Origin of the sequence: Paraburkholderia sp. 35.1, from assembly GCF_050436525.1 — a bacterium.
GTDB classification, from domain to species: domain Bacteria; phylum Pseudomonadota; class Gammaproteobacteria; order Burkholderiales; family Burkholderiaceae; genus Paraburkholderia; species Paraburkholderia tuberum.
Window position 1 is genome coordinate 1,845,635 of the sequence record NZ_JBNDMJ010000003.1, and the last position, 19,255, is coordinate 1,864,889.

Annotated in this window: 10 protein-coding genes, 1 pseudogene and 2 riboswitches; of the genes and pseudogenes, 8 read left to right on the forward strand and 3 right to left on the reverse strand. The window is 65.8% G+C overall.

The window, feature by feature from the left end:
• Positions 1 to 71: 71 nt before the first annotated feature.
• A complete protein-coding gene (locus tag OKW27_RS28720) occupies positions 72 to 2,162 on the reverse strand; it encodes a UvrD-helicase domain-containing protein (RefSeq protein WP_429335494.1) in 2,091 nt (696 codons plus the stop codon).
• Between the two features lie 320 nt (positions 2,163 to 2,482).
• Here OKW27_RS28720 and OKW27_RS28725 point away from each other — a divergent pair, with 320 nt between their 5' ends.
• The 8 genes from OKW27_RS28725 (at position 2,483) to OKW27_RS28760 (ending at position 13,918) form a co-directional block, all read left to right on the forward strand.
• Complete coding sequence (locus OKW27_RS28725; RefSeq protein WP_429335495.1) at positions 2,483 to 3,532, forward strand: oxidoreductase; 1,050 nt, start codon at positions 2,483 to 2,485, stop codon at positions 3,530 to 3,532.
• A gap of 219 nt (positions 3,533 to 3,751) precedes the next feature.
• Positions 3,752 to 4,102: a hypothetical protein gene (locus OKW27_RS28730; protein WP_429335496.1), complete on the forward strand. Its 351-nt coding sequence runs from the start codon at positions 3,752 to 3,754 to the stop codon at positions 4,100 to 4,102.
• A 219-nt stretch (positions 4,103 to 4,321) separates the two neighbouring features.
• A riboswitch (glycine riboswitch) is annotated at positions 4,322 to 4,423 on the forward strand.
• Between the two features lie 21 nt (positions 4,424 to 4,444).
• A riboswitch (glycine riboswitch) is annotated at positions 4,445 to 4,605 on the forward strand.
• A gap of 80 nt (positions 4,606 to 4,685) precedes the next feature.
• Positions 4,686 to 5,801 (forward strand): glycine cleavage system aminomethyltransferase GcvT, encoded by a 1,116-nt coding sequence (gene gcvT / locus OKW27_RS28735; protein WP_429335497.1) that lies wholly within the window; start codon positions 4,686 to 4,688, stop codon positions 5,799 to 5,801.
• Positions 5,802 to 5,860: 59 nt separating this feature from the next.
• Positions 5,861 to 6,241: a glycine cleavage system protein GcvH gene (gene gcvH, locus OKW27_RS28740; RefSeq protein WP_090802422.1), complete on the forward strand. Its 381-nt coding sequence runs from the start codon at positions 5,861 to 5,863 to the stop codon at positions 6,239 to 6,241.
• Positions 6,242 to 6,309: 68 nt separating this feature from the next.
• Positions 6,310 to 9,246, forward strand: coding sequence for an aminomethyl-transferring glycine dehydrogenase (gene gcvP, locus OKW27_RS28745; protein WP_429335498.1), 2,937 nt, complete (start codon positions 6,310 to 6,312; stop codon positions 9,244 to 9,246).
• Positions 9,247 to 9,385: 139 nt separating this feature from the next.
• The gene (locus tag OKW27_RS28750; RefSeq protein WP_429335499.1) at positions 9,386 to 10,516 is read left to right on the forward strand and encodes an alginate lyase family protein; all 1,131 of its coding nucleotides are present in this window, start codon (positions 9,386 to 9,388) and stop codon (positions 10,514 to 10,516) included.
• 29 nt (positions 10,517 to 10,545) lie between these two features.
• Positions 10,546 to 11,934, forward strand: coding sequence for an L-serine ammonia-lyase (locus OKW27_RS28755; RefSeq protein ID WP_429335500.1), 1,389 nt, complete (start codon positions 10,546 to 10,548; stop codon positions 11,932 to 11,934).
• 238 nt (positions 11,935 to 12,172) lie between these two features.
• Positions 12,173 to 13,918, forward strand: a complete 1,746-nt coding sequence (locus tag OKW27_RS28760) for a thiamine pyrophosphate-binding protein (RefSeq protein ID WP_429335501.1) — start codon at positions 12,173 to 12,175, stop codon at positions 13,916 to 13,918.
• A gap of 94 nt (positions 13,919 to 14,012) precedes the next feature.
• Here the strand turns inward: OKW27_RS28760 and OKW27_RS28765 are convergent.
• Together OKW27_RS28765 and putA are read right to left on the reverse strand one after the other, a co-directional pair.
• Positions 14,013 to 15,162 (reverse strand): annotated as a pseudogene (locus tag OKW27_RS28765) (branched-chain amino acid ABC transporter substrate-binding protein).
• Between the two features lie 87 nt (positions 15,163 to 15,249).
• A complete protein-coding gene (gene putA, locus OKW27_RS28770) occupies positions 15,250 to 19,188 on the reverse strand; it encodes a trifunctional transcriptional regulator/proline dehydrogenase/L-glutamate gamma-semialdehyde dehydrogenase (protein ID WP_429335502.1) in 3,939 nt (1,312 codons plus the stop codon).
• Positions 19,189 to 19,255: the final 67 nt, after the last annotated feature.

The following is a 19,255-nucleotide window of genomic DNA, read 5'->3' on the forward strand; positions in this document are numbered from 1 at the left end:
ACGCGATGCAGGGATTTTTTATGTGCAATCGCAAGCAACCGCACCTGGTGGGCACTTGCCGTCCCGCCCGCTCACGACTTCTGCAACAACGCCTTCAGGCTCGCGAGCCGGTCCTTCGGCGACATCGGCGCTTCTTCCGGTGTCGGCGGCGGCGCATCGTCGAGCAGCATTTCGTTGATGAAGCGCGACGCCTCGCAGACGACCGTCTCCCGCGCCCGCTTGCGCTTCTTGCACCAGTTCAGATGCAAGCTGCGCTGCGCGCGCGTGATCGCGACGTACATCAGCCGGCGTTCCTCCTCGATGCGCGCGTCATCGATCGGCTCGTCGTCCGCGCCGCCGCGATGCGGCATGATGCCTTCCTCGACGCCGACCAGGAACACGTGCGGATACTCGAGCCCCTTCGACGCATGCACGGTCGACAGCCGCACCGCATCCGGATCTTCCTCGCGGCCTTCGAGCATCGACATCAGCGCGACCGTCTGGATCAGCCCGAGCAGGTTCTTGCCGGTGTCGCCGAAGCCGTCGGCGGTGTCGTAGCCGGTCGCCTCGCTGCCGCTGCCGTGCTCCGGCTCTTCCTTCGTGCCCTTGCGCTTGAGCCACTCGATGAACTCCAGCACGTTCTGCCACTTCGCCTGCGCCTGGCGTTCGTCGAACGCGTCGTACAGATACGCTTCGTAGTGGATCGCCTCCATCAGCTCATTGAGTAGCGTGCCCGCCGCGTCCTTCTCCGCGCGGTCGCTCAGGCGCTGCATGAAGTCGCAGAACGCGCGCATCGGCTCGATCTGACGCGGCGACAGACGCGCCTCGATGCCGCCCATGTAAACCGCCTCGAACAGCGACACCTTCGCCTGACCCGCGAACGCGCCGAGCGCCTCCAGCGTCGTATTGCCGACGCCGCGACGCGGTGTCGTGATCGCGCGGATGAACGCGGGATCGTCGTTCGCGTTGGCGATCAGACGCAGGTACGCGCAGATGTCCTTGATCTCGGCCTTATCGAAGAACGACTGGCCGCCCGACAGCACGTACGGAATCCGTTCGCGGCGCAGCACCTGCTCGAAGATGCGCGCCTGGAAGTTGCCGCGATAGAGGATCGCGTAGTCGCGGAAATTCGCGCGCCGCTCGAACTTGTGCGCGGACAGCCGAAACACGACGGACTCCGCCTCGTGCTCCTCGTCGTTGCAGCCCGTCACCGTGATCGTGTCGCCCATACCGTGCTCGGACCACAGCTTCTTCTCGAACAGCTTCGGATTGTTCGCGATCACGTTGTTCGCGGCGCTCAGGATGCGCACCGTCGAGCGGTAATTCTGTTCGAGCTTGATCAGGTGCAGGTTCGGGAAATCCTTGCCGAGCTGGCCGAGGTTTTCGAGGGTCGCGCCGCGCCAGCCGTAGATCGCCTGATCGTCGTCGCCGACCGCCGTGAACGCCGCGCGCTTGCCGGCCAGGAGCTTCACCAGTTCGTACTGGCATGCGTTGGTGTCCTGATACTCGTCGATCAGCAGATAGCGCAGCTTGTTCTGCCAGCGGTCGCGCACCTGCTCGTTGTTCGCGAACAGTTCGGCGGGCAGACGGATCAGATCGTCGAAATCGACCGCCTGGTACGCATGCAGCGTCGCCACGTAGTTGCGATAGACGATCGCCGCCTGATGCTCGTCCTCGGTCGAGGCGGTCGCGATCGCCTGCTCGGGCATGATCAGGCCATTCTTCCACAGCGAGATGATCGACTGGATCTTGCGAATGAAGCCCTTGTCCGTCGAGCCGACCTGCTCCTGGATCATGCCGAAGCAGTCGTCGGAATCCATGATCGAGAACTGCGGCTTCAGGCCGACATGCTCCGCCTCCTGACGCAAAATCTGCACGCCGAGCGAGTGGAAGGTACACACCGTCAGCTGGTTCACGGGCACCTTGCGGCCTTCCTTTCCGGGTGAGGTCAGCGTCTTGCCTTCGAGCAGCTTGCCGACGCGCTCGCGCATCTCCGCCGCGGCCTTGTTCGTGAACGTGACGGCGGCGATGTGGCGTGGCTCGAAGCCCTTCGCTTCGATCAGGTGCGCGATTTTCTGCGTGATCACGCGCGTCTTGCCGCTGCCGGCGCCGGCGAGCACGAGACAGGGACCGTCGAGATAACGGACCGCTTCACTTTGAGCGGGGTTCAGGCCTGCGGACATCGTTTGTGGACGGGTAATACGGTTGAGGGCCGCTGAGGTCGGACCGGCGGGTGGCGCCGGCCGAAGGCCCGGGGCATGCTGCGCGGCGCAGTGCGCGCGAGAGGTGCGATGTTAACATGGCCACTGCGATGGCCACCGCGATGGCCACCGCGATGGACGCCCTCGTTGGATGCCTCGATGGTTCGGACGCCCCGACGGGCTGCGCGCAACGCCGGCAGTCATGCTCAGCCCCCAGTCCAGCCCACAAATGCCACAATGACCAGATTGCGCGCCGCCGCCGCGGTGGCAAGGCGGCGCGCCGCTCCTCCAGGAAGACTCGCATGTCCGCATCGCTGAAAATTGGATTGATGGGCTACGGCTTCGCCGGCGCGACGTTTCACGCACCGGTGATCGAACACTGCGGACGCGCGAGGGTCGCCGCGATTGCGACCGGGCAATCCGAGCGCGCGCACGCCGACTTTCCGCACGCGAAAATCGTCGCCGATCTCGACGCGCTGCTCGCGCTCGACGACATCGACTGCGTCGTGATCGCGACGCCCAACGACACCCACTTCGACCTCGCGCGCCGCACCCTCGAAGCCGGCAAGCACGTGGTCGTCGACAAGCCTGTCACGCTGAGCGCCGCCGACGCCCACACGCTTGCCAATATCGCGCTCGCGCGCGGCAAGCTGTTCGCGCCCTTTCACAACCGCCGCTGGGACGGCGATTTTCTGACCGTGCGCGATCTGCTCGCGCGCGTGGAACTGGGTCGCCTCACGCAGTACGAATCGCATTTCGACCGCTTCCGGCCGGGCGTGCGTCAGCGCTGGCGCGAAGACGTGACGCGCGGCGGCGGTCTGCTGTTCGATCTCGGTCCGCATCTGATCGACCAGGCGCTCGCCCTCTTCGGCGCGCCGAAGACCGTATCGGCGACGGTGCGCACCCATCGCGACGACGCAAGTGCACCCGACTACGTGCACATTCAGCTCGGCTACGACGAGTTCGAGGTCGTGCTGCACGCAAGCGCGTTGACCGCGTTGCCGGGAGCGCGCTTTGCGATCCACGGCACGCGCGGCAGCTACGTGAAGTACGGCCTCGACACCCAGGAAGATCAGCTGAAAGCGGGCCTGCGCCCCGGCGACGCAGGCTTCGGCGCCGGCAACAGCCCCGGCGTGCTGCGCGTGCTCGAAGGCGACGAGGAAGTCGAGTGCGAATTGCCGACCCGCAACGGCGAGTACGCAGGCTTCTATATTGCGTTGGCCGACGCGATCCAGAACCGCGTCGCATTTCCGATCAGCACGCGCGACGCGGTCGACGTGATGACGATCATCGACCTGGCCGCGCGCAGTTCCGAGCAGGGTGTGCGACTGCCGTTCGAGCGCATTCGCTGAACCCCGCCCCGCTGTGCGTCGACACCGCGCCACCACGATCTGTGTACCAAAAACGGGACCGCCTTTAGCGCCGCGAACGCTGTCGGCGCTGGCTTTCCTGACGTTCCGAAAAAGGAACATAACGTTACAAATTCGCCCGCTGCAGAGTCAGCGGGCATTCTTCGTCAGCCGTTGCTAGTGAGGTAGCAACCCAACACGACAACGACTCCGGGAGAATCCATGTCTCGAATCATCCGTGCCCTTGTTGCATGCGCGCTGCTCGGCTCCGTCGCCGCCTGCGTGGTAACGCCCCCGCCGACGCCGCATCCGGGCCCGACTCCGCAGCAGATCGCGGACCAGCGTCTGCATCAGGTCGACGGCCGCATCGACAATCTCGCGCACCGTATCGATAACCGCGTGAATCAGGGCTATTACCCGCCGCCGCAAGGCGCCGCGCTGCATCATCGTCTCGAGACGATTCGCCAGGAAGCGCATGACATGGCCGCCCAGCATGGCGGCGGTTTGTCCGCGGAAGAACAGCGCGTGCTGAATCAGGAACTGGACAATGCGGCTCATGCGATCGGCGAGTGAGTCAGCGAGCAAGTGGGCAAACCGAATCGGCAAACGAGCCACCAGGTGAGCCCCCACTACCGCTCATCGTGCGGTCACGGATGGCACCGGGAGAAGCAACTGAAAAGCGCGGGCACCACGGTCCGCGCTTTTCTTTTTGACGCCCCCGAACAGCCACAGCCGGCCCCACACCGCTCCCGGGCCTTTATTTGACAAGCCCCGGCCCGTCGCGTAAATTCGCCGCACGCGTCGGGAGAGCGTGCTGGCAGGCGAAAAATCGCAGGCCGCGCCGCCGAAGGGGCACACCCGCAAACTCTCAGGCAAAAGGACCGACCGCGTCGAAAAACCCGTCTTCCGGCGGCTTTTTCGCACTCTGGAGAGCGGCAGTAGCCATCCGCGTCGCACGTCGTGCACCGCAGGCAGGCTGCCCACCGAAGGGGCGCGCGTTTCACCGTGACGGATCGAGCTCATTGAGCCAGTCGCGGCGGCGCAATCTCTCAGGTATCGAGGACAGAGGGGTCATGCAGAACCACGCTCGCAGGCACACGGCCGCGAGGCAGTGCGCCGCATGGCCTTTTTTGTTTCGCGAGATGCCCGAGGCCCCATGACCGAACTCAAACACACCCCGCTCCACGCCGCTCACCGCGCGCTCAATGCTCGCATGGTCGACTTCGGCGGCTGGGACATGCCCGTCAACTACGGCTCGCAGATCGAGGAACATCGCGCGGTGCGTACCGACGCCGGCATGTTCGACGTGTCCCACATGTGCGTGGTCGACTTCACCGGCGAGCGCGTCCGCGCGTTCTTCGAATACGCGCTCGCGAACAACGTCGCGAAGCTGCAAACGCCGGGCCGCGCGCTCTACTCCTGCATGCTGAATCCGAACGGCGGCGTGATCGACGACCTGATCGTCTATTACTTCGCCGAAGACCACTTCCGCGTGGTCGTCAACGCCGGCACCGCCGACAAAGACATCGCCTGGTTCGGCCAGCTCAACGCGGGCGGCTTCGGTCTCACCATCACGCCGCGCCGCGATCTGGCGATCGTCGCCGTGCAAGGCCCGAACGCACGCGAAAAGGCCTGGCAAACCGTGCCGGCCGCGCGCGCCGCGACTGAAACGCTGAAGCCGTTCAACGCCGCGCGCGTCGACGGCACGCCGTTCGGCGAGCTGACCGTCGCGCGCACCGGCTATACCGGTGAAGACGGCTTCGAGATCATCGTGCCGGCTACCCACGTCGAAGCGCTGTGGAATGCGCTCGCGGCCCACGGCGTGCGCCCGGCCGGTCTCGGCGCGCGCGATACGCTGCGCCTCGAAGCCGGCATGAACCTGTACGGCCAGGACATGGACGACAATGTCTCGCCGCTCGACGCGGGCCTCGCATGGACCGTCGACCTGGCCTCGCCGCGCGAGTTCGTCGGCAAGAGCAGCCTCGAAGCCGACGGCTCGCGCGCCGCGTTCGTCGGCCTGATCCTGCTGAAGGAAAACGGCAAGGCCGCGGGCGTGCTGCGCGCACATCAGAAAGTCGTCACGCCGCACGGCGGCGGCGAAATCACCAGCGGCACGTTCTCGCCGACCATGCAGGAATCGATCGCCTTCGCGCGCGTGCCGAAAGGCGTGCAGCCGGGCGACACCGTGCACGTCCAGATTCGCGACAAAGCCTGTCCCGCAAGCGTGGTAAAACTGCCGTTCGTGCGCAACGGCAAGGTGCTGGCGGTCTGAGCGGCCGGCGCACGCCCCTAAATTCAAACACTACCGAACATACCGTTCAGGAGCATCCAATGAGCATCCCGGCCGAACTGAAATACACCGAATCGCACGAATGGGTCCGCACCGAAGCGGACGGCACGCTGACGGTCGGTATCACCGACCACGCGCAGGAAGCGCTCGGCGACATCGTCTTCTTCGAAGTCCAGGAACTCGGCAAGTCCGTGACCGCGGGCGACACCGTCGCCGTGATCGAATCGGTGAAGGCCGCCTCCGATATCTACGCGCCGGTCTCGGGCGAAGTCATCGAGGCGAACACGACCGTCGCCGACTCGCCCGACACCGTCAACAGCACGCCGTACGACAGCTGGCTGTTCAAGATCAAGCCGGCCGCCGATGCGTCGCTCGACCGTCTGCTCGACGCCGAGGCGTACGCGAAGTCGATCGGCGCCTGAGTCGCCGTTTGTTTTAACCGTCAGGCGCGGCGCTCGCACAACGGCGCGCCGCGCCGCCAGGAACACCCATGAAGCTCGAACACCCGGATCGTCTGATGAACCGCACTCCTCTCTCGCTCGCCGCGCTCGAAGTGCACGACGCCTTCGCCGAACGGCATATCGGCCCGGATACGGCCGACCAGCAAGCGATGCTCGAAGCACTCGGCTTCGCGTCGCGCGCGGCATTGATCGACGCCGTCATCCCGAAGACGATCCGCCGCACCGAAACGCTGCCGCTCGGCCCCTTCGCGCAACCGAAGAGCGAAGCCGAAGCGCTCGCCGCCTTGCGCGAGCTCGCGGACAAGAACCAGGTGTTCCGCTCCTACATCGGCCAGGGCTATTACAACGCCCATACGCCGACGGTGATCCTGCGCAACGTGCTCGAAAATCCGGCGTGGTACACCGCGTACACGCCGTACCAGCCTGAAATTTCCCAAGGCCGTCTGGAAGCGCTCCTGAACTTCCAGCAGATGGTCACCGACCTGACCGGCCTCGCGATCTCGAACGCATCGCTGCTCGACGAAGCGACCGCCGCCGCCGAAGCGATGACGCTGCTGCAACGCGTCGGCAAACCGAAGTCGAACGTGTTCTTCGTTGCCGACGACGTGCTGCCGCAGACCATCGAAGTCGTGAAGACGCGCGCGACGCCGGTCGGCATCGAAGTGAAAGTCGGCCCGGCCGCTGAAGCCGCCGACGCCAACGCATTCGGCGTGCTGCTGCAATACCCGGGCGTGAACGGCGACGTGCGCGACTACCGCGCGCTGACCGAAGCGATCCACGCGGCGGGCGGCCATGTCGTCGTCGCCGCCGACCTGCTCGCGCTGACGCTGCTTACGCCGCCGGGCGAATGGGGCGCGGACGTCGCGGTCGGCAATACGCAGCGTTTCGGCGTGCCGGTCGGCTTCGGCGGCCCGCATGCCGCGTACCTCGCGGTGCGCGACGAATTCAAGCGGCAAATGCCGGGACGTCTGGTCGGCGTAACCGTCGACGCGCAAGGCAACCCCGCGCTGCGTCTCGCGCTGCAAACGCGCGAGCAACACATCCGCCGCGAGAAGGCGACCTCGAACGTGTGCACCGCGCAGGCGCTGCTCGCGATCATGGCGAGCATGTACGCGGTCTATCACGGCCCGCGTGGCCTGAAGACGATCGCACTGCGCGTCAATCGCATCGCCACGCTGCTCGCCGAAGGCGCGAAGCAGCTTGGCTATAAGCTCGTCAACGAAACTTTCTTCGACACGCTCACGTTCGACACCGGCGCCCGCACGCAAGCGCTGCACGACGCGGCGACGGCCAGGCGCATCAACCTGCGCCACGTGAGCGCGACGCAAGTCGGCCTGTCGATCGACGAAACCACCACGCGCCACGATCTGGCCGACCTGCTCGCGGTGTTCGCTCAAGCGGCCTTCGCGAGCGACGTGCCGCAAGTCGACGCGCTCGACACCGCGCTCAACGCATCGAACTCTGCGTCGGTGCCGGCCGCGCTCGAACGCACGAGCGCGTACCTGACGCATCACGTGTTCAACCGTCATCATTCGGAAACGGAAATGCTGCGCTATCTGCGCAGCCTGTCGGACAGGGACCTCGCGCTGGATCGCTCGATGATCCCGCTCGGCTCCTGCACGATGAAGCTGAATGCGACGTCGGAAATGCTGCCGGTCACGTGGCCCGAGTTCGGCCAGATCCATCCGTTCGCACCGACCGAACAAACCGTCGGCTACCGCGAGATGATCGATCAGCTCGAAGAGATGCTGGTCGCCGCGACCGGCTATGCGGCCGTGTCGCTGCAGCCGAACGCGGGCTCGCAGGGCGAGTACGCGGGTCTTTTGATCATCCACGCCTATCACGCGTCGCGCGACGAAGCGCATCGCGATGTCTGCCTGATTCCCGCTTCGGCGCACGGCACGAATCCGGCGTCGGCGCAAATGGCCGGCATGCAGGTCGTGGTCGTGGCATGCGACGCGCAGGGCAACGTCGATATCGAAGACCTGAAGAAGAAGGCCGCGCAGCACGCCGATAAGCTCGCGGCGATCATGATCACGTACCCGTCGACGCACGGCGTGTTCGAGCAGAACGTCCGCGAAATCTGCGAGATCGTGCATGCGCACGGCGGCCAGGTGTACGTGGACGGCGCGAACATGAACGCGATGGTCGGCCTGTGCGCGCCGGGTCAGTTCGGCGGCGACGTCTCGCACCTGAACCTGCACAAGACCTTCTGCATTCCGCACGGCGGCGGCGGACCGGGCGTCGGTCCGGTCGCGGTCGGCGCGCATCTCGCGCAGTTCCTGCCGAACCAGACTTCGTCGGGCTACCAGCGCTCGGAGGATGGCATCGGCGCGGTGTCGGCCGCGCCGTACGGCTCGGCGTCGATCCTGCCGATCTCGTGGATGTACGTCGCGATGATGGGCGCGAAGAACCTGACCGCCGCGACCGAAACCGCGATCCTCAACGCGAACTACGTCGCCAACAAGCTCGCGCCGCACTATCCGGTGTTGTACTCGGGCCCCGGCGGCCTCGTCGCACACGAGTGCATTCTCGATCTGCGTCCGATCAAGGACACGAGCGGCATCACCGTCGACGACGTCGCGAAGCGCCTCGCCGACTATGGCTTCCACGCGCCGACGATGAGCTTCCCGGTACCGGGCACGCTGATGGTCGAACCGACCGAGTCGGAGTCGAAGGAAGAGCTCGACCGCTTCATCGAGGCGATGATCGCGATCCGCGAGGAAATCCGCGCGGTCGAGGAAGGCCGCGCGGAGCGCGAGGACAATCCGCTGAAGCACGCGCCGCACACGGCGGCGGTCGTGATCTCGGACGATTGGAAGCACGCGTATGCGCGCGAGACCGCAGCCTACCCGCTGAAGACGCTGATCGCGAACAAGTACTGGCCGCCGGTCGGTCGCGCGGACAACGTGTACGGCGATCGCAACCTGTTCTGCTCGTGCGTGCCGATCGCCGATTACGAGTAAGCAGCGCGAGTCGGCGAGACGTCATGCGCGGCGCGGTGAAGGTCCGTCGGCGTTTGCGAGCGGTCCACCCGCGGTCCTGTCGTTGAAAGCCGCAACCGGCTAACATCACACACCGAATCAGCCTAACGAGGAGTTTCGCATGGCGCGAAAGGTGCGATTGATGCAAAGCCGGGCCGAGGCGGCAGGCGTCCGTCCGTGGCGGCCCGCTTACGCGGTACTGTTGGCCGCAGCGGCCGCGTTGCTGCCGCTGCGCGCGGCGCAGGCCGCGATGAATTTCTGCGCGGCGCCGGCGCTGCAAACGAGCGAGCGCACCAATGCCGACCCCGGCGTCAAGGCGCTCGTCGCCAACGTGCAGGCACATCTGAACGAGCAGCCGCATGCGCTCGCCAAATTGCACACCGAGGGCACGCTGCCGCACGAGGGCATCTACGATCAGAGCGTCGAAGCGGAGAAGGATCTCGACCTGCTGCGCGACGCCGCGCTCGCGTGGCGCGCGACCAGCGACGACCGCTTCCTGAAGCTCGTCGACCGTCTGCTGTACGCGTGGGTCACGACCTATCAGCCGAGCTTCAATCCGATCGACGAAACGCGTTTCGAAGGTCTGATCCTCGCGTACGACATGACCGCGAGCGCGTTGCCCGTCAAAACGCGCAACGCGGCGATGGCCTTTCTGACGAAGCTCGCGAACGGCTACATCGCGCAGATCGACGCGCAGCCGCGGCCGCTCACGGGCACGTTCCGCAACAATTGGCAAAGCCACCGCATCAAGCTGATCGCGATGGCGGCATTCACGCTCGACAACCGCAAGATGATCAACGCCGCGCAGCGGCTGTTCGTCGAGCATATCGGCGACAACATCGCCCCGGACGGCTCGACGATCGACTTCGGCGAGCGCGATGCGCTGCACTACGTGACCTACGATCTGCAACCGCTGGTGACGGCCGCGCTCGCCGCGCGCCGCCACAACCGCAACTGGCTGCAAGAAAAGGGCGCGAACGGCGCGACGCTGCTCGCCGCGCTGAATTGGCTCGTGCCGTTTGCTACCGGCGCTCAGACGCATGAGGAATTCGTGCATTCGAACGTCGCGTTCGATGCAAAGCGTCGCGAGGCCGGCTTGCCCGGCTATTCGGGTCCGTGGGATCCGAAGAACGCGACGGAACTGTTTCACCTGGCGGCCCGTCTCGATGGACGCTTTACGCCAGTCGCGCTGCAGCTCGCACCGACGCCGCCCGCGTGGCTCGCCGTGTGCTTGCCGCTGCCGGCGCGCTAAACTCTTTATCTATAGGCAGGGAGCAGTACATGGCAGTCAGCGTCTTCGATCTCTTCAAAATCGGCATTGGTCCGTCGAGCTCGCACACGGTCGGGCCGATGCGCGCGGCGCTGATGTTCGTCCAGGGACTCGAGCGCGACGGGCTGCTCGCTTCCACCGCATCGGTGAAGGCGGAGCTGTACGGCTCGCTCGGCGCGACCGGCAAGGGCCACGGCACCGATCGCGGCGTCATGCTGGGCCTGATGGGCGACGCGCCCGACACCGTCGATCCCGAGACGATCGCGCAACGGCTCGAAGCAGTGCGCACGTCGCGCCAACTCGCGCTGCTCGGCACGCACGAGGTGCCCTTCGTGCAGAAAGAGCACATCGCGTTTTATCGTCAGGCGCTGCCCGAGCATCCGAACGGCCTGAAGCTGTTCGCCTTCGATGCGCAAGGGGCAACGCTGCGCGAGTCGACCTATCTGTCGGTCGGCGGCGGCTTCGTCGTGACGGCCGGCGCGCCGAACACGAAGGTGTTGAGCGCCGTCGATCAGCTTCCGCATTCGTTCCGTACCGGCAACGAATTGCTCGGTCTCTGTGCGGCGAGCGGCAAGAGCATCGCGCAGTTGATGTGGGAAAACGAGCGCGTCTGGCACAGCGAGGAAGAGACGCGCGCCGGTCTGCTGAAGATCTGGGACGTGATGCAATCATGCGTCGCGCGCGGATGCGGCATCAACAATCCCGATGCCGATGGTCACTTGCCCGGACCTTTCCAGGTGAAGCGGCGCGCGCCGCAGCTGTATCGCACGTTGACGGGCAACCCTGAGCGCGCGTTGCAGGACCCGCTGTCCATGGTCGACTGGATCAACCTGTACGCAATCGCCGTCAACGAAGAGAACGCGGCGGGCGGGCGCGTCGTCACCGCGCCGACCAATGGCGCGGCCGGCATCATTCCGGCGGTGCTGCATTACTACACGCGCTTCATGCCGGGCGCGAACGAGCAGGGCGTGATCGACTTCCTGATGACGGCCGCCGCGATCGGCATCCTGTACAAGCTGAATGCGTCGATCTCCGGTGCGGAGGTGGGCTGTCAGGGTGAAGTCGGCGTCGCATGCTCGATGGCCGCGGGCGCGCTGGCCGCCGTGATGGGCGGCACGCCGAAGCAGGTCGAGAACGCCGCGGAAATTGGCATGGAGCACAACCTCGGGCTCACCTGCGATCCGGTTGGCGGCATGGTGCAGATTCCGTGCATCGAGCGCAATGCGATGGCATCGGTGAAGGCGGTCAATGCCGCGCGCATGGCGTTGCGCGGTGACGGCAGCCACTATGTGTCGCTCGATTCGGTGATCAAGACGATGCGCGAAACCGGCGCGGACATGAAGACCAAGTACAAGGAAACGTCGCGCGGCGGCCTCGCGGTAAATATCGTCGAGTGTTGAGTCGTTGAGCGCGGCATTCAATTGCGTGCGATCGCATCGGAAAAGCGCGGGCCCTGCGGCTCGCGTTTTCATTTGCGCAATCGTGTTGCGCGCACGCCGATCGAACAGTTGCGCTGCGCCATGACAGCGCCCACGTGCTCGGCGTAAGCTGTCGAAGCGCCCATCGGCCGCTGTTGCACGTTCCGCCGATGCGGCTCCATCCCAACGCACCCACGCACTGCCAGGAGGCTTCTTCGCAATGTCGCTGCCGAATACTCCCGCTTCCCATTCCGCTTCCAATTCCGCTATCGCTTCCCATACCGCACGCACGACCGGCGCGCGCCTCGTCGTCGAGGCGTTGCTCACACACGGCGTCGAGCGCGTGTTCTGCGTCCCCGGCGAAAGCTTTCTCGCCGTGCTCGATTCGCTGCACGACGAAACCGGGCGCATCCAGACGATCGTCTGCCGTCACGAAGCCGCGGCCGCGAACATGGCCGAAGCGCTCGGCAAGCTGACCGGCCGCCCGGGTGTCGCACTCGTCACGCGCGGGCCGGGCGCGACGCATGCGTCGATCGGCGTTCACACTGCGTTTCAGGACTCCACGCCGATGATTCTGCTGATCGGTCAGTGCGCGCGCGAACATCTCGATCGCGAGGCATTTCAGGAGATCGACTACCGGCGCATGTTCGGTCAGATGGCGAAGTGGGTCGCGCAGATCGACGACCCGAAGCGCATCCCCGAATATCTGAGCCATGCGTTTCATACGGCCACCTCGGGGAGGCCCGGGCCGGTCGTGCTGGCGCTGCCCGAAGACGTGCTGAGCGATGCCTGCGACGCGGTACCTGGCGCACCCGCTTATCACCGCGTGGCGGCGTCGCCATCGGCCGCGCAGATCGCGAAGCTGCGCGAGTTGCTCGAAGGCGCGCAACGGCCGATGGTGATCGCCGGCGGCAGCGGCTGGACAGCGGCCGCATGCGCGGACCTGCGGCGTTTCATCGAAAACTGGCAGTTGCCGATTGGCCTCGCGTTCCGCTTCCAGGACACCTTCGACAACGAGCATCCGAACTATGCGGGCGACGTCGGTCTCGGCATCAATCCGGCGCTCGCTCAGCGCATTCGCGACGCGGACTTGCTGCTCGCGCTCGGTCCGCGCCTCGGCGAAGCGACGACCAACGGCTACACGCTGCTCGACATCCCGAAGACGAAGCAGACGCTCGTGCACGTGCATCAGGGCGCGGAAGAACTGGGCCGCGTATATGCGGCCGATCTGCCGATCGTCTCGGGCATGCCTGAGCTTGCGGCGATGCTTGCGGAACTGGAACCATCGTCTTCCGGCAGGCTCGCCTGGGCGGGTGCCGCTGAGGAAGCGCATCGCGCGTATCTGGATTGGCGCAAGCCGCGCCCAATTCCCGGCGACGTGCAGATGGGCGAAGTGATCCAGCAGTTACGCGCCCACTTGCCCGACGACGCGATCCTCACGAACGGCGCCGGCAATTACGCGACGTGGCTGCATCGGCATTTCTCGTATCGGCACTTCCGTTCTCAGCTCGCGCCGACGAGCGGCGCGATGGGCTACGGCGTGCCGGCGGCGCTCGCGGCAAAGTCGCTGTATCCACAGCGCGCGGTGGTCGCGCTCGCCGGCGACGGCTGCTTCATGATGGCCGCGCAGGAGCTCGCGACAGCGATGCAGTACGACCTGCGCGTGCTGTTCATCGTCGTCAACAACAGCCAGTTCGGGACGATCCGCATGCATCAGGAGCGACACTATCCGCATCGCGTGCATGGCACCGGCCTCACGAATCCGGACTTCGCGGCATTCGCGCGATCGTTCGGCGCGCATGGCGAAACCGTTGAACGTACCGGGGATTTTTTGCCGGCGTTGCAACGCGCGATCGAATCGCAGCTGCCGGCCGTGATCGAAATTCGCATGCCGCAGGAAGCGAGCACGCCCGCGGCGACGCTCGAGATGATTCGTGAGCAGGGGAGGAAGATGCGCGGGCAGTGAAAATCGCCACGTGGCCTGACAGCGTGTCGAACGCGTCGCCCATAAAAAACCCCGCCAGAGCGGGGTTTTCTATCAACCGTAGTCAGCAAAAGACTTACTTGCCGCCCACGCTTTGCAGCGTCGTCCACTTGCCATCGACGACCTTGTACAGCGTGATACCGCCCGTTCTTCAGATCGCCGCGCGCGTCGTACGCGAGGTTGGCCGACGTCACGGCCGGCTTCGACGTCTTGGCGAGCACCGGCAGGTACTTGGCAGGATCGGTCGAGTTCGCGTTCTTCATCGCGGTGAACATCGCCATCGCGCCATCGAACGCGTACGGCGAGTACGTTTGCACGTCTTCGTTGAAGCGCGCCTTGTACTTCTCGACGTATGCCTTGCCGCCCGGCATTTCTTCGAGCGGCAGACCGGCGAGCGAAGCCACCGTGCCGTTCGCCGCATCGCCGGCGAGCTTGATGAAGGTCGGCGTGTGGACCATTTCGCCGCCCATCAGCGGCGCCTTCACGCCGAGTTGCTTCATCTGCTTGACCATCGGTGCGGCTTGCGAATCCGCGCCGCCGTAATAGATCAGATCCGGGTTCGACGACTTCAGCTTGGTCAGGATCGACTTGAAGTCGACGGCCTTGTCGTTCGTGTATTCGCGATCGACGATCGTCGCGCCTGCCGCCTTCGCAGCCTTCTCGAACTGATCCGCAAGACCCTGGCCGTAAGCGGTGCGATCGTCGACGATCGCGATCTTCTTCATGCCGAGGTTCTTCACCGCGAACGCGCCAGCGACCGAGCCTTGCTGCGTGTCGGACGTCATCATGCGGAAGGTGGTCTTGAAGCCCTGCTGCGTGTATTCCGGCGCCGTCGCCATCGCGATCTGCGGAATGCCCGCGTTCGCGTAGATGCGCGAGGCCGGAATCGTCGTGCCCGAGTTGAAGTGGCCCAGCATGCCCTTGATGCCGTCATCCACGAGCTTCTGCGCGACCGTCGTGCCGGTGCGCGGGTCGGCCTGGTCGTCGGCCGAGTCGAGCACGATGCGAACCTGCTTGCCGCCGATCACCGGCTTCGTCGCGTTGAACTCTTCGACCGCGAGCGTGATGCCGTTCTGGAAGTCCTTGCCATAGTGCGCCTGTGCGCCCGTCATCGGACCGGCGAAACCGATCTTCACGTCTTCCGTCGATTGAGCGTTGGCCGTCCCCGCCAGCGACATGGCGGCAACCAGAGCTGCGCCTGCCAGCTGTTTCATTTTGTGTTGCATAGCTTCTCCTTGATACCAGGTGTGGATGAAGCGGTGTCGGGGTCGCCGTGCCGCTTCCTTTCTATTGAAGAAATCGCCGAGGTTCGCTCAACCGATCGTCATCAAATTCGCATTGCCGCCTGCCGCCGCGGTATTCACGCTGACCGAGCGCTCGGTGAGCAGACGCTCGAGCGCATAGTCCTCGTCGCCGCTCGCGAGCGCACGGGCCGCGACGCCCTGCACCGACACGATCGGCCCCGCGCGCTTCGCGACCTCCTTCACGAGCGCGAGCAGCTCATCGCTGTCGCCTTCGAACAGCACGGCGTCGAACGGCACGTCGGCGCTCTTCTTCACGCTCGCGTGGGCCTTCAGCGACGCCGGCAATTGCGAAACCAATTGTTCACCGGCCGCGCCCTCGAACAACGCACGATTTCCCGTAGCCAGCGCCGCCGCGAACTGCGCGCGCGCGCCGCTCGCCGTCGACGCGATACACAGCACCGTGCCGCGCGGGCCCAGCGTGTACGTATTGCGCTCGCCGGTCGGCCCCGACAGTACCGCGGTCGCGCCCGCCGGCACATGCGACAGATAGCCGTCGCAACGCGCGGCAAGCTGCGGCTCGCGCTCGGCGATCAGCCAGTCGCGCAACGCGCTCAGCGCGGCCACCGGATTGTCGCCCTGTTCTGCAGCCTGCGCCGCCTGCGGTACTTCGACCACCAGCGCCTGCGCGAGCGACTTCGGCAAACCAGCCGGACGCGTTGCGAGCAGACGCTGCAGGTATAACGCACCGCCGGCCTTCGGCCCCGTACCCGACAGTCCTTCGCCACCGAACGGCTGCACCCCGACCACCGCGCCGATCACGTTGCGGTTCACGTAGATGTTGCCTACGTGCGCGCGGCTGATCACGTGCGCGATCGTTTCGTCGATGCGCGTGTGGATGCCGAGCGTCAAACCATAACCCGTCGCGCGAATCTGTTCGAGCAGCTTGTCGAGCTGGCTGCGGCGATAGCGCACCACGTGCAGCACCGGACCGAACACTTCGCGCTTCAGCTCGTCGATGCTGTCGAGCTCGATCAGCGTCGGCGGCACGAAAGTACCCTGCGTCGCGCCCTCCGGCAGCGGCAGTTGCTCGACCTTGCGGCCCTTGTCGCGCATCGCCGCGATGTGGGCGTCGATGCCGCGCTTCGCGTCCAGGTCGATCACCGGGCCGACGTCGGTCGACAGCCGATCCGGGTTGCCGAGCGCGAGCTCGCGCATCGCGCCCGTCAGCATTTCGAGGGTGCGGTCCGCGACATCGTCCTGCAGACAAAGAACGCGCAACGCCGAACACCGTTGACCGGCGGAGTCGAAAGACGACTGCAGCACGTCGGCGACGACCTGCTCGGCGAGCGCCGACGAGTCGACGATCATCGCGTTCTGCCCGCCGGTTTCGGCGATCAGCGGAATCGGCTTGCCATCCGGATCGAGTCGGCCGGACAGCGTCTTGTTGATCAGACGCGCGACTTCGGTCGAGCCGGTGAACATCACCGCACGCGTGCGCGGATCGGCGACCAGCGCGGCTCCGACCGTCTCGCCATTGCCCGGCAGCAGTTGCACCGCGCCCGCCGGCACGCCCGCTTCGCGCAGAATTCGCACCGCCTGAGCTGCGATCAGCGGCGTCTGCTCGGCCGGTTTCGCGAGCACCGTGTTGCCGGCCGCGAGCGCGGCGGCCACCTGGCCCATGAAAATCGCCAGCGGGAAATTCCACGGGCTGATACAGACCACCGGACCGAGCGGCCGATGCGTGTCGTTCGAAAACTCGTCGCGGATCTGCGTCGAGTAGTAGCGCAGGAAGTCGATCGCTTCGCGGATTTCCGCGACCGCGTTGGCGAGCGATTTGCCCGCTTCGCGCACCACGAGGCCCATTAGCGTATGCATCTGCGCTTCGAGCAGATCCGCCGCGCGCGCGAGGCAATCCGCGCGCGCCTCGACCGGCGTCGCCTGCCAGATCGGCGCGGCGGCCACCGCATGGCCGAGCGCGGCGCTCACGTGCTCCGCCGTCGCTTCGACGACCGTGCCGACGAGATCACGATGGTCGGCCGGGTTGCGCACGTCGCGCCCGGCGCCGACGGCGATCTGGTTGTCTTCGAGCATCGGCGCGGCGCGCCACGGATGATGCGCGCTCGCGAGCAGCGCCGACGACAGCGACGCGAGCCGATGCTCGTTCGACAGATCGAAGCCCATCGAATTGAGCCGTTGCGCGCCATACAGATTGCGCGGCAGCGGAATGCGCGCGTGCGGCGCGCCGAGCGGCACGATTCTCGACGCTTCCTCGACCGGATCGGCGACCAGCTCCTTGATCGCGACGGATTCGTCGGCGATGCGGTTCACGAACGACGTGTTCGCGCCGTTCTCGAGCAGCCGGCGCACGAGGTACGCGAGCAGCGTCTCATGCGTACCGACCGGTGCGTACACGCGGCACGGGCGGTTCAGCTTGTCGCGGCCGGTGACTTCTTCGTAGAGCTGCTCGCCCATGCCGTGCAGGCACTGGAACTCGTACTGGCCGGGGTAGTAGTTGTTGCCTGCGAGCTGATAGATCGCCGAAAGCGTGTGCGCGTTGTGCGTCGCGAACTGCGGATAGACGGCATCGGGCGCGCCGAGCAGTTTCTTCGCGCAGGCGAGGTACGACACGTCGGTGTAGACCTTGCGCGTGTAGACCGGATAGCCTTCGAGGCCGTCGACCTGCGCGCGCTTGATTTCCGTATCCCAGTACGCGCCCTTCACGAGCCGCACCATGACACGGTGACGGCTGCGGCGCGCCAGATCGATCAGGTAGTCGATCACGAACGGGCAGCGCTTCTGATATGCCTGCACGACGAAGCCGATGCCGTTCCAGCCTTGCAGCTCCGAATCGAAGCACAGCGCTTCGAGCAGGTCGAGCGAGAGTTCGAGGCGGTCGGCTTCTTCGGCGTCGATATTGAGGCCGATGTCGTAGCGGCGCGCAAGGATCGCGAGCGAACGCACGCGCGGCAGCAGCTCGCTCATTGTGCGTTCCTGCTGCGCGCGCGAGTAGCGCGGATGCAGCGCCGACAGCTTGATCGAGATGCCGGGGCCCTCGTAGATGCCGCGGCCGCCCGCGGCCTTGCCGATCGCGTGGATCGCCTGCTCGTACGACGCGTAGTAGCGCTGCGCGTCGGCCTCGGTGGTGGCCGCTTCGCCGAGCATGTCGTATGAATAGCGGAAACCGCGCGCCTCGTACTTGCGGCTGTTCGCGAGCGCTTCGGAAATGTTCTCGCCGGTCACGAACTGCTCGCCCATCAGGCGCATCGCCATGTCGACGCCCTTGCGGATCAGCGGCTCGCCGCCCTTGCCGATCAGGCGCGTGAGCGCCGACGACAGGCTCGTCTCGCTATTGGTCGTCACCAGCTTGCCGGTGATCATCAGGCCCCAGGTCGCCGCGTTGACGAACAGCGACGGCGCCTGGCCGACGTGCGATTTCCAGTCGCCCTTGCTGATCTTGTCGCGGATCAGCGCGTCGCGGGTCGCGCGGTCGGGAATGCGCAGCAGCGCCTCGGCGAGGCACATCAGCGCGACGCCTTCCTGGCTCGACAGCGAAAACTCGTGGATCAGCCCTTCGACGCCGCCGCCCTTGCTCTTCGAGCGCAGCGTTTCGACGAGTTTGCCGGCCATCGCCTGCACGTCGCCGGCGAGGTTGGCCGGCAGACGCGCCTGGCCGAGCAGGAACGGCACGCACTCAGGTTCAGGGCGGCGATACGCGGCGGTGATCGCCGCGCGCAGCACCGACTGCGGTTGCACGTTCTGCGCGAAATCGAGGAACGGATGGGACGCGCCGTCTTCCTCGTTCTCGACCGCCGCGCCGTCGGCGAGATCGGCCGTGCCGGTCGCGCCTGACAGTTCGGGCGGCAACTGGCCGTGCTCGATCTTTTCGAGGTAGGCGAAAATCGCCTGCTTGATCAACCAGTGCGGGGTGCGCTCGAGGCGGGTGGCGGCATCTTTGAGCCGGGAACGCAGGAGGTCGTCGACCTTGACGCCAAGGGTGGTGCTAGCCATGTTTCCTTCTCTGATATCGGGCGCGAGCCTGGCGAAAGACTAAAAGTTGAGCGAATCGTACGCCTCC

Coding starts and splice junctions, on each gene's coding strand:
- OKW27_RS28720 (WP_429335494.1), bottom strand. CDS start 2,162: ATGTCCGCAGGCCTGAACCCCGCTCAAAGTGAAGCGGTCCGTTATCTC.
- OKW27_RS28725 (WP_429335495.1), top strand. CDS start 2,483: ATGTCCGCATCGCTGAAAATTGGATTGATGGGCTACGGCTTCGCCGGC.
- OKW27_RS28730 (WP_429335496.1), top strand. CDS start 3,752: ATGTCTCGAATCATCCGTGCCCTTGTTGCATGCGCGCTGCTCGGCTCC.
- gcvT (WP_429335497.1), top strand. CDS start 4,686: ATGACCGAACTCAAACACACCCCGCTCCACGCCGCTCACCGCGCGCTC.
- gcvH (WP_090802422.1), top strand. CDS start 5,861: ATGAGCATCCCGGCCGAACTGAAATACACCGAATCGCACGAATGGGTC.
- gcvP (WP_429335498.1), top strand. CDS start 6,310: ATGAAGCTCGAACACCCGGATCGTCTGATGAACCGCACTCCTCTCTCG.
- OKW27_RS28750 (WP_429335499.1), top strand. CDS start 9,386: ATGGCGCGAAAGGTGCGATTGATGCAAAGCCGGGCCGAGGCGGCAGGC.
- OKW27_RS28755 (WP_429335500.1), top strand. CDS start 10,546: ATGGCAGTCAGCGTCTTCGATCTCTTCAAAATCGGCATTGGTCCGTCG.
- OKW27_RS28760 (WP_429335501.1), top strand. CDS start 12,173: ATGTCGCTGCCGAATACTCCCGCTTCCCATTCCGCTTCCAATTCCGCT.
- putA (WP_429335502.1), bottom strand. CDS start 19,188: ATGGCTAGCACCACCCTTGGCGTCAAGGTCGACGACCTCCTGCGTTCC.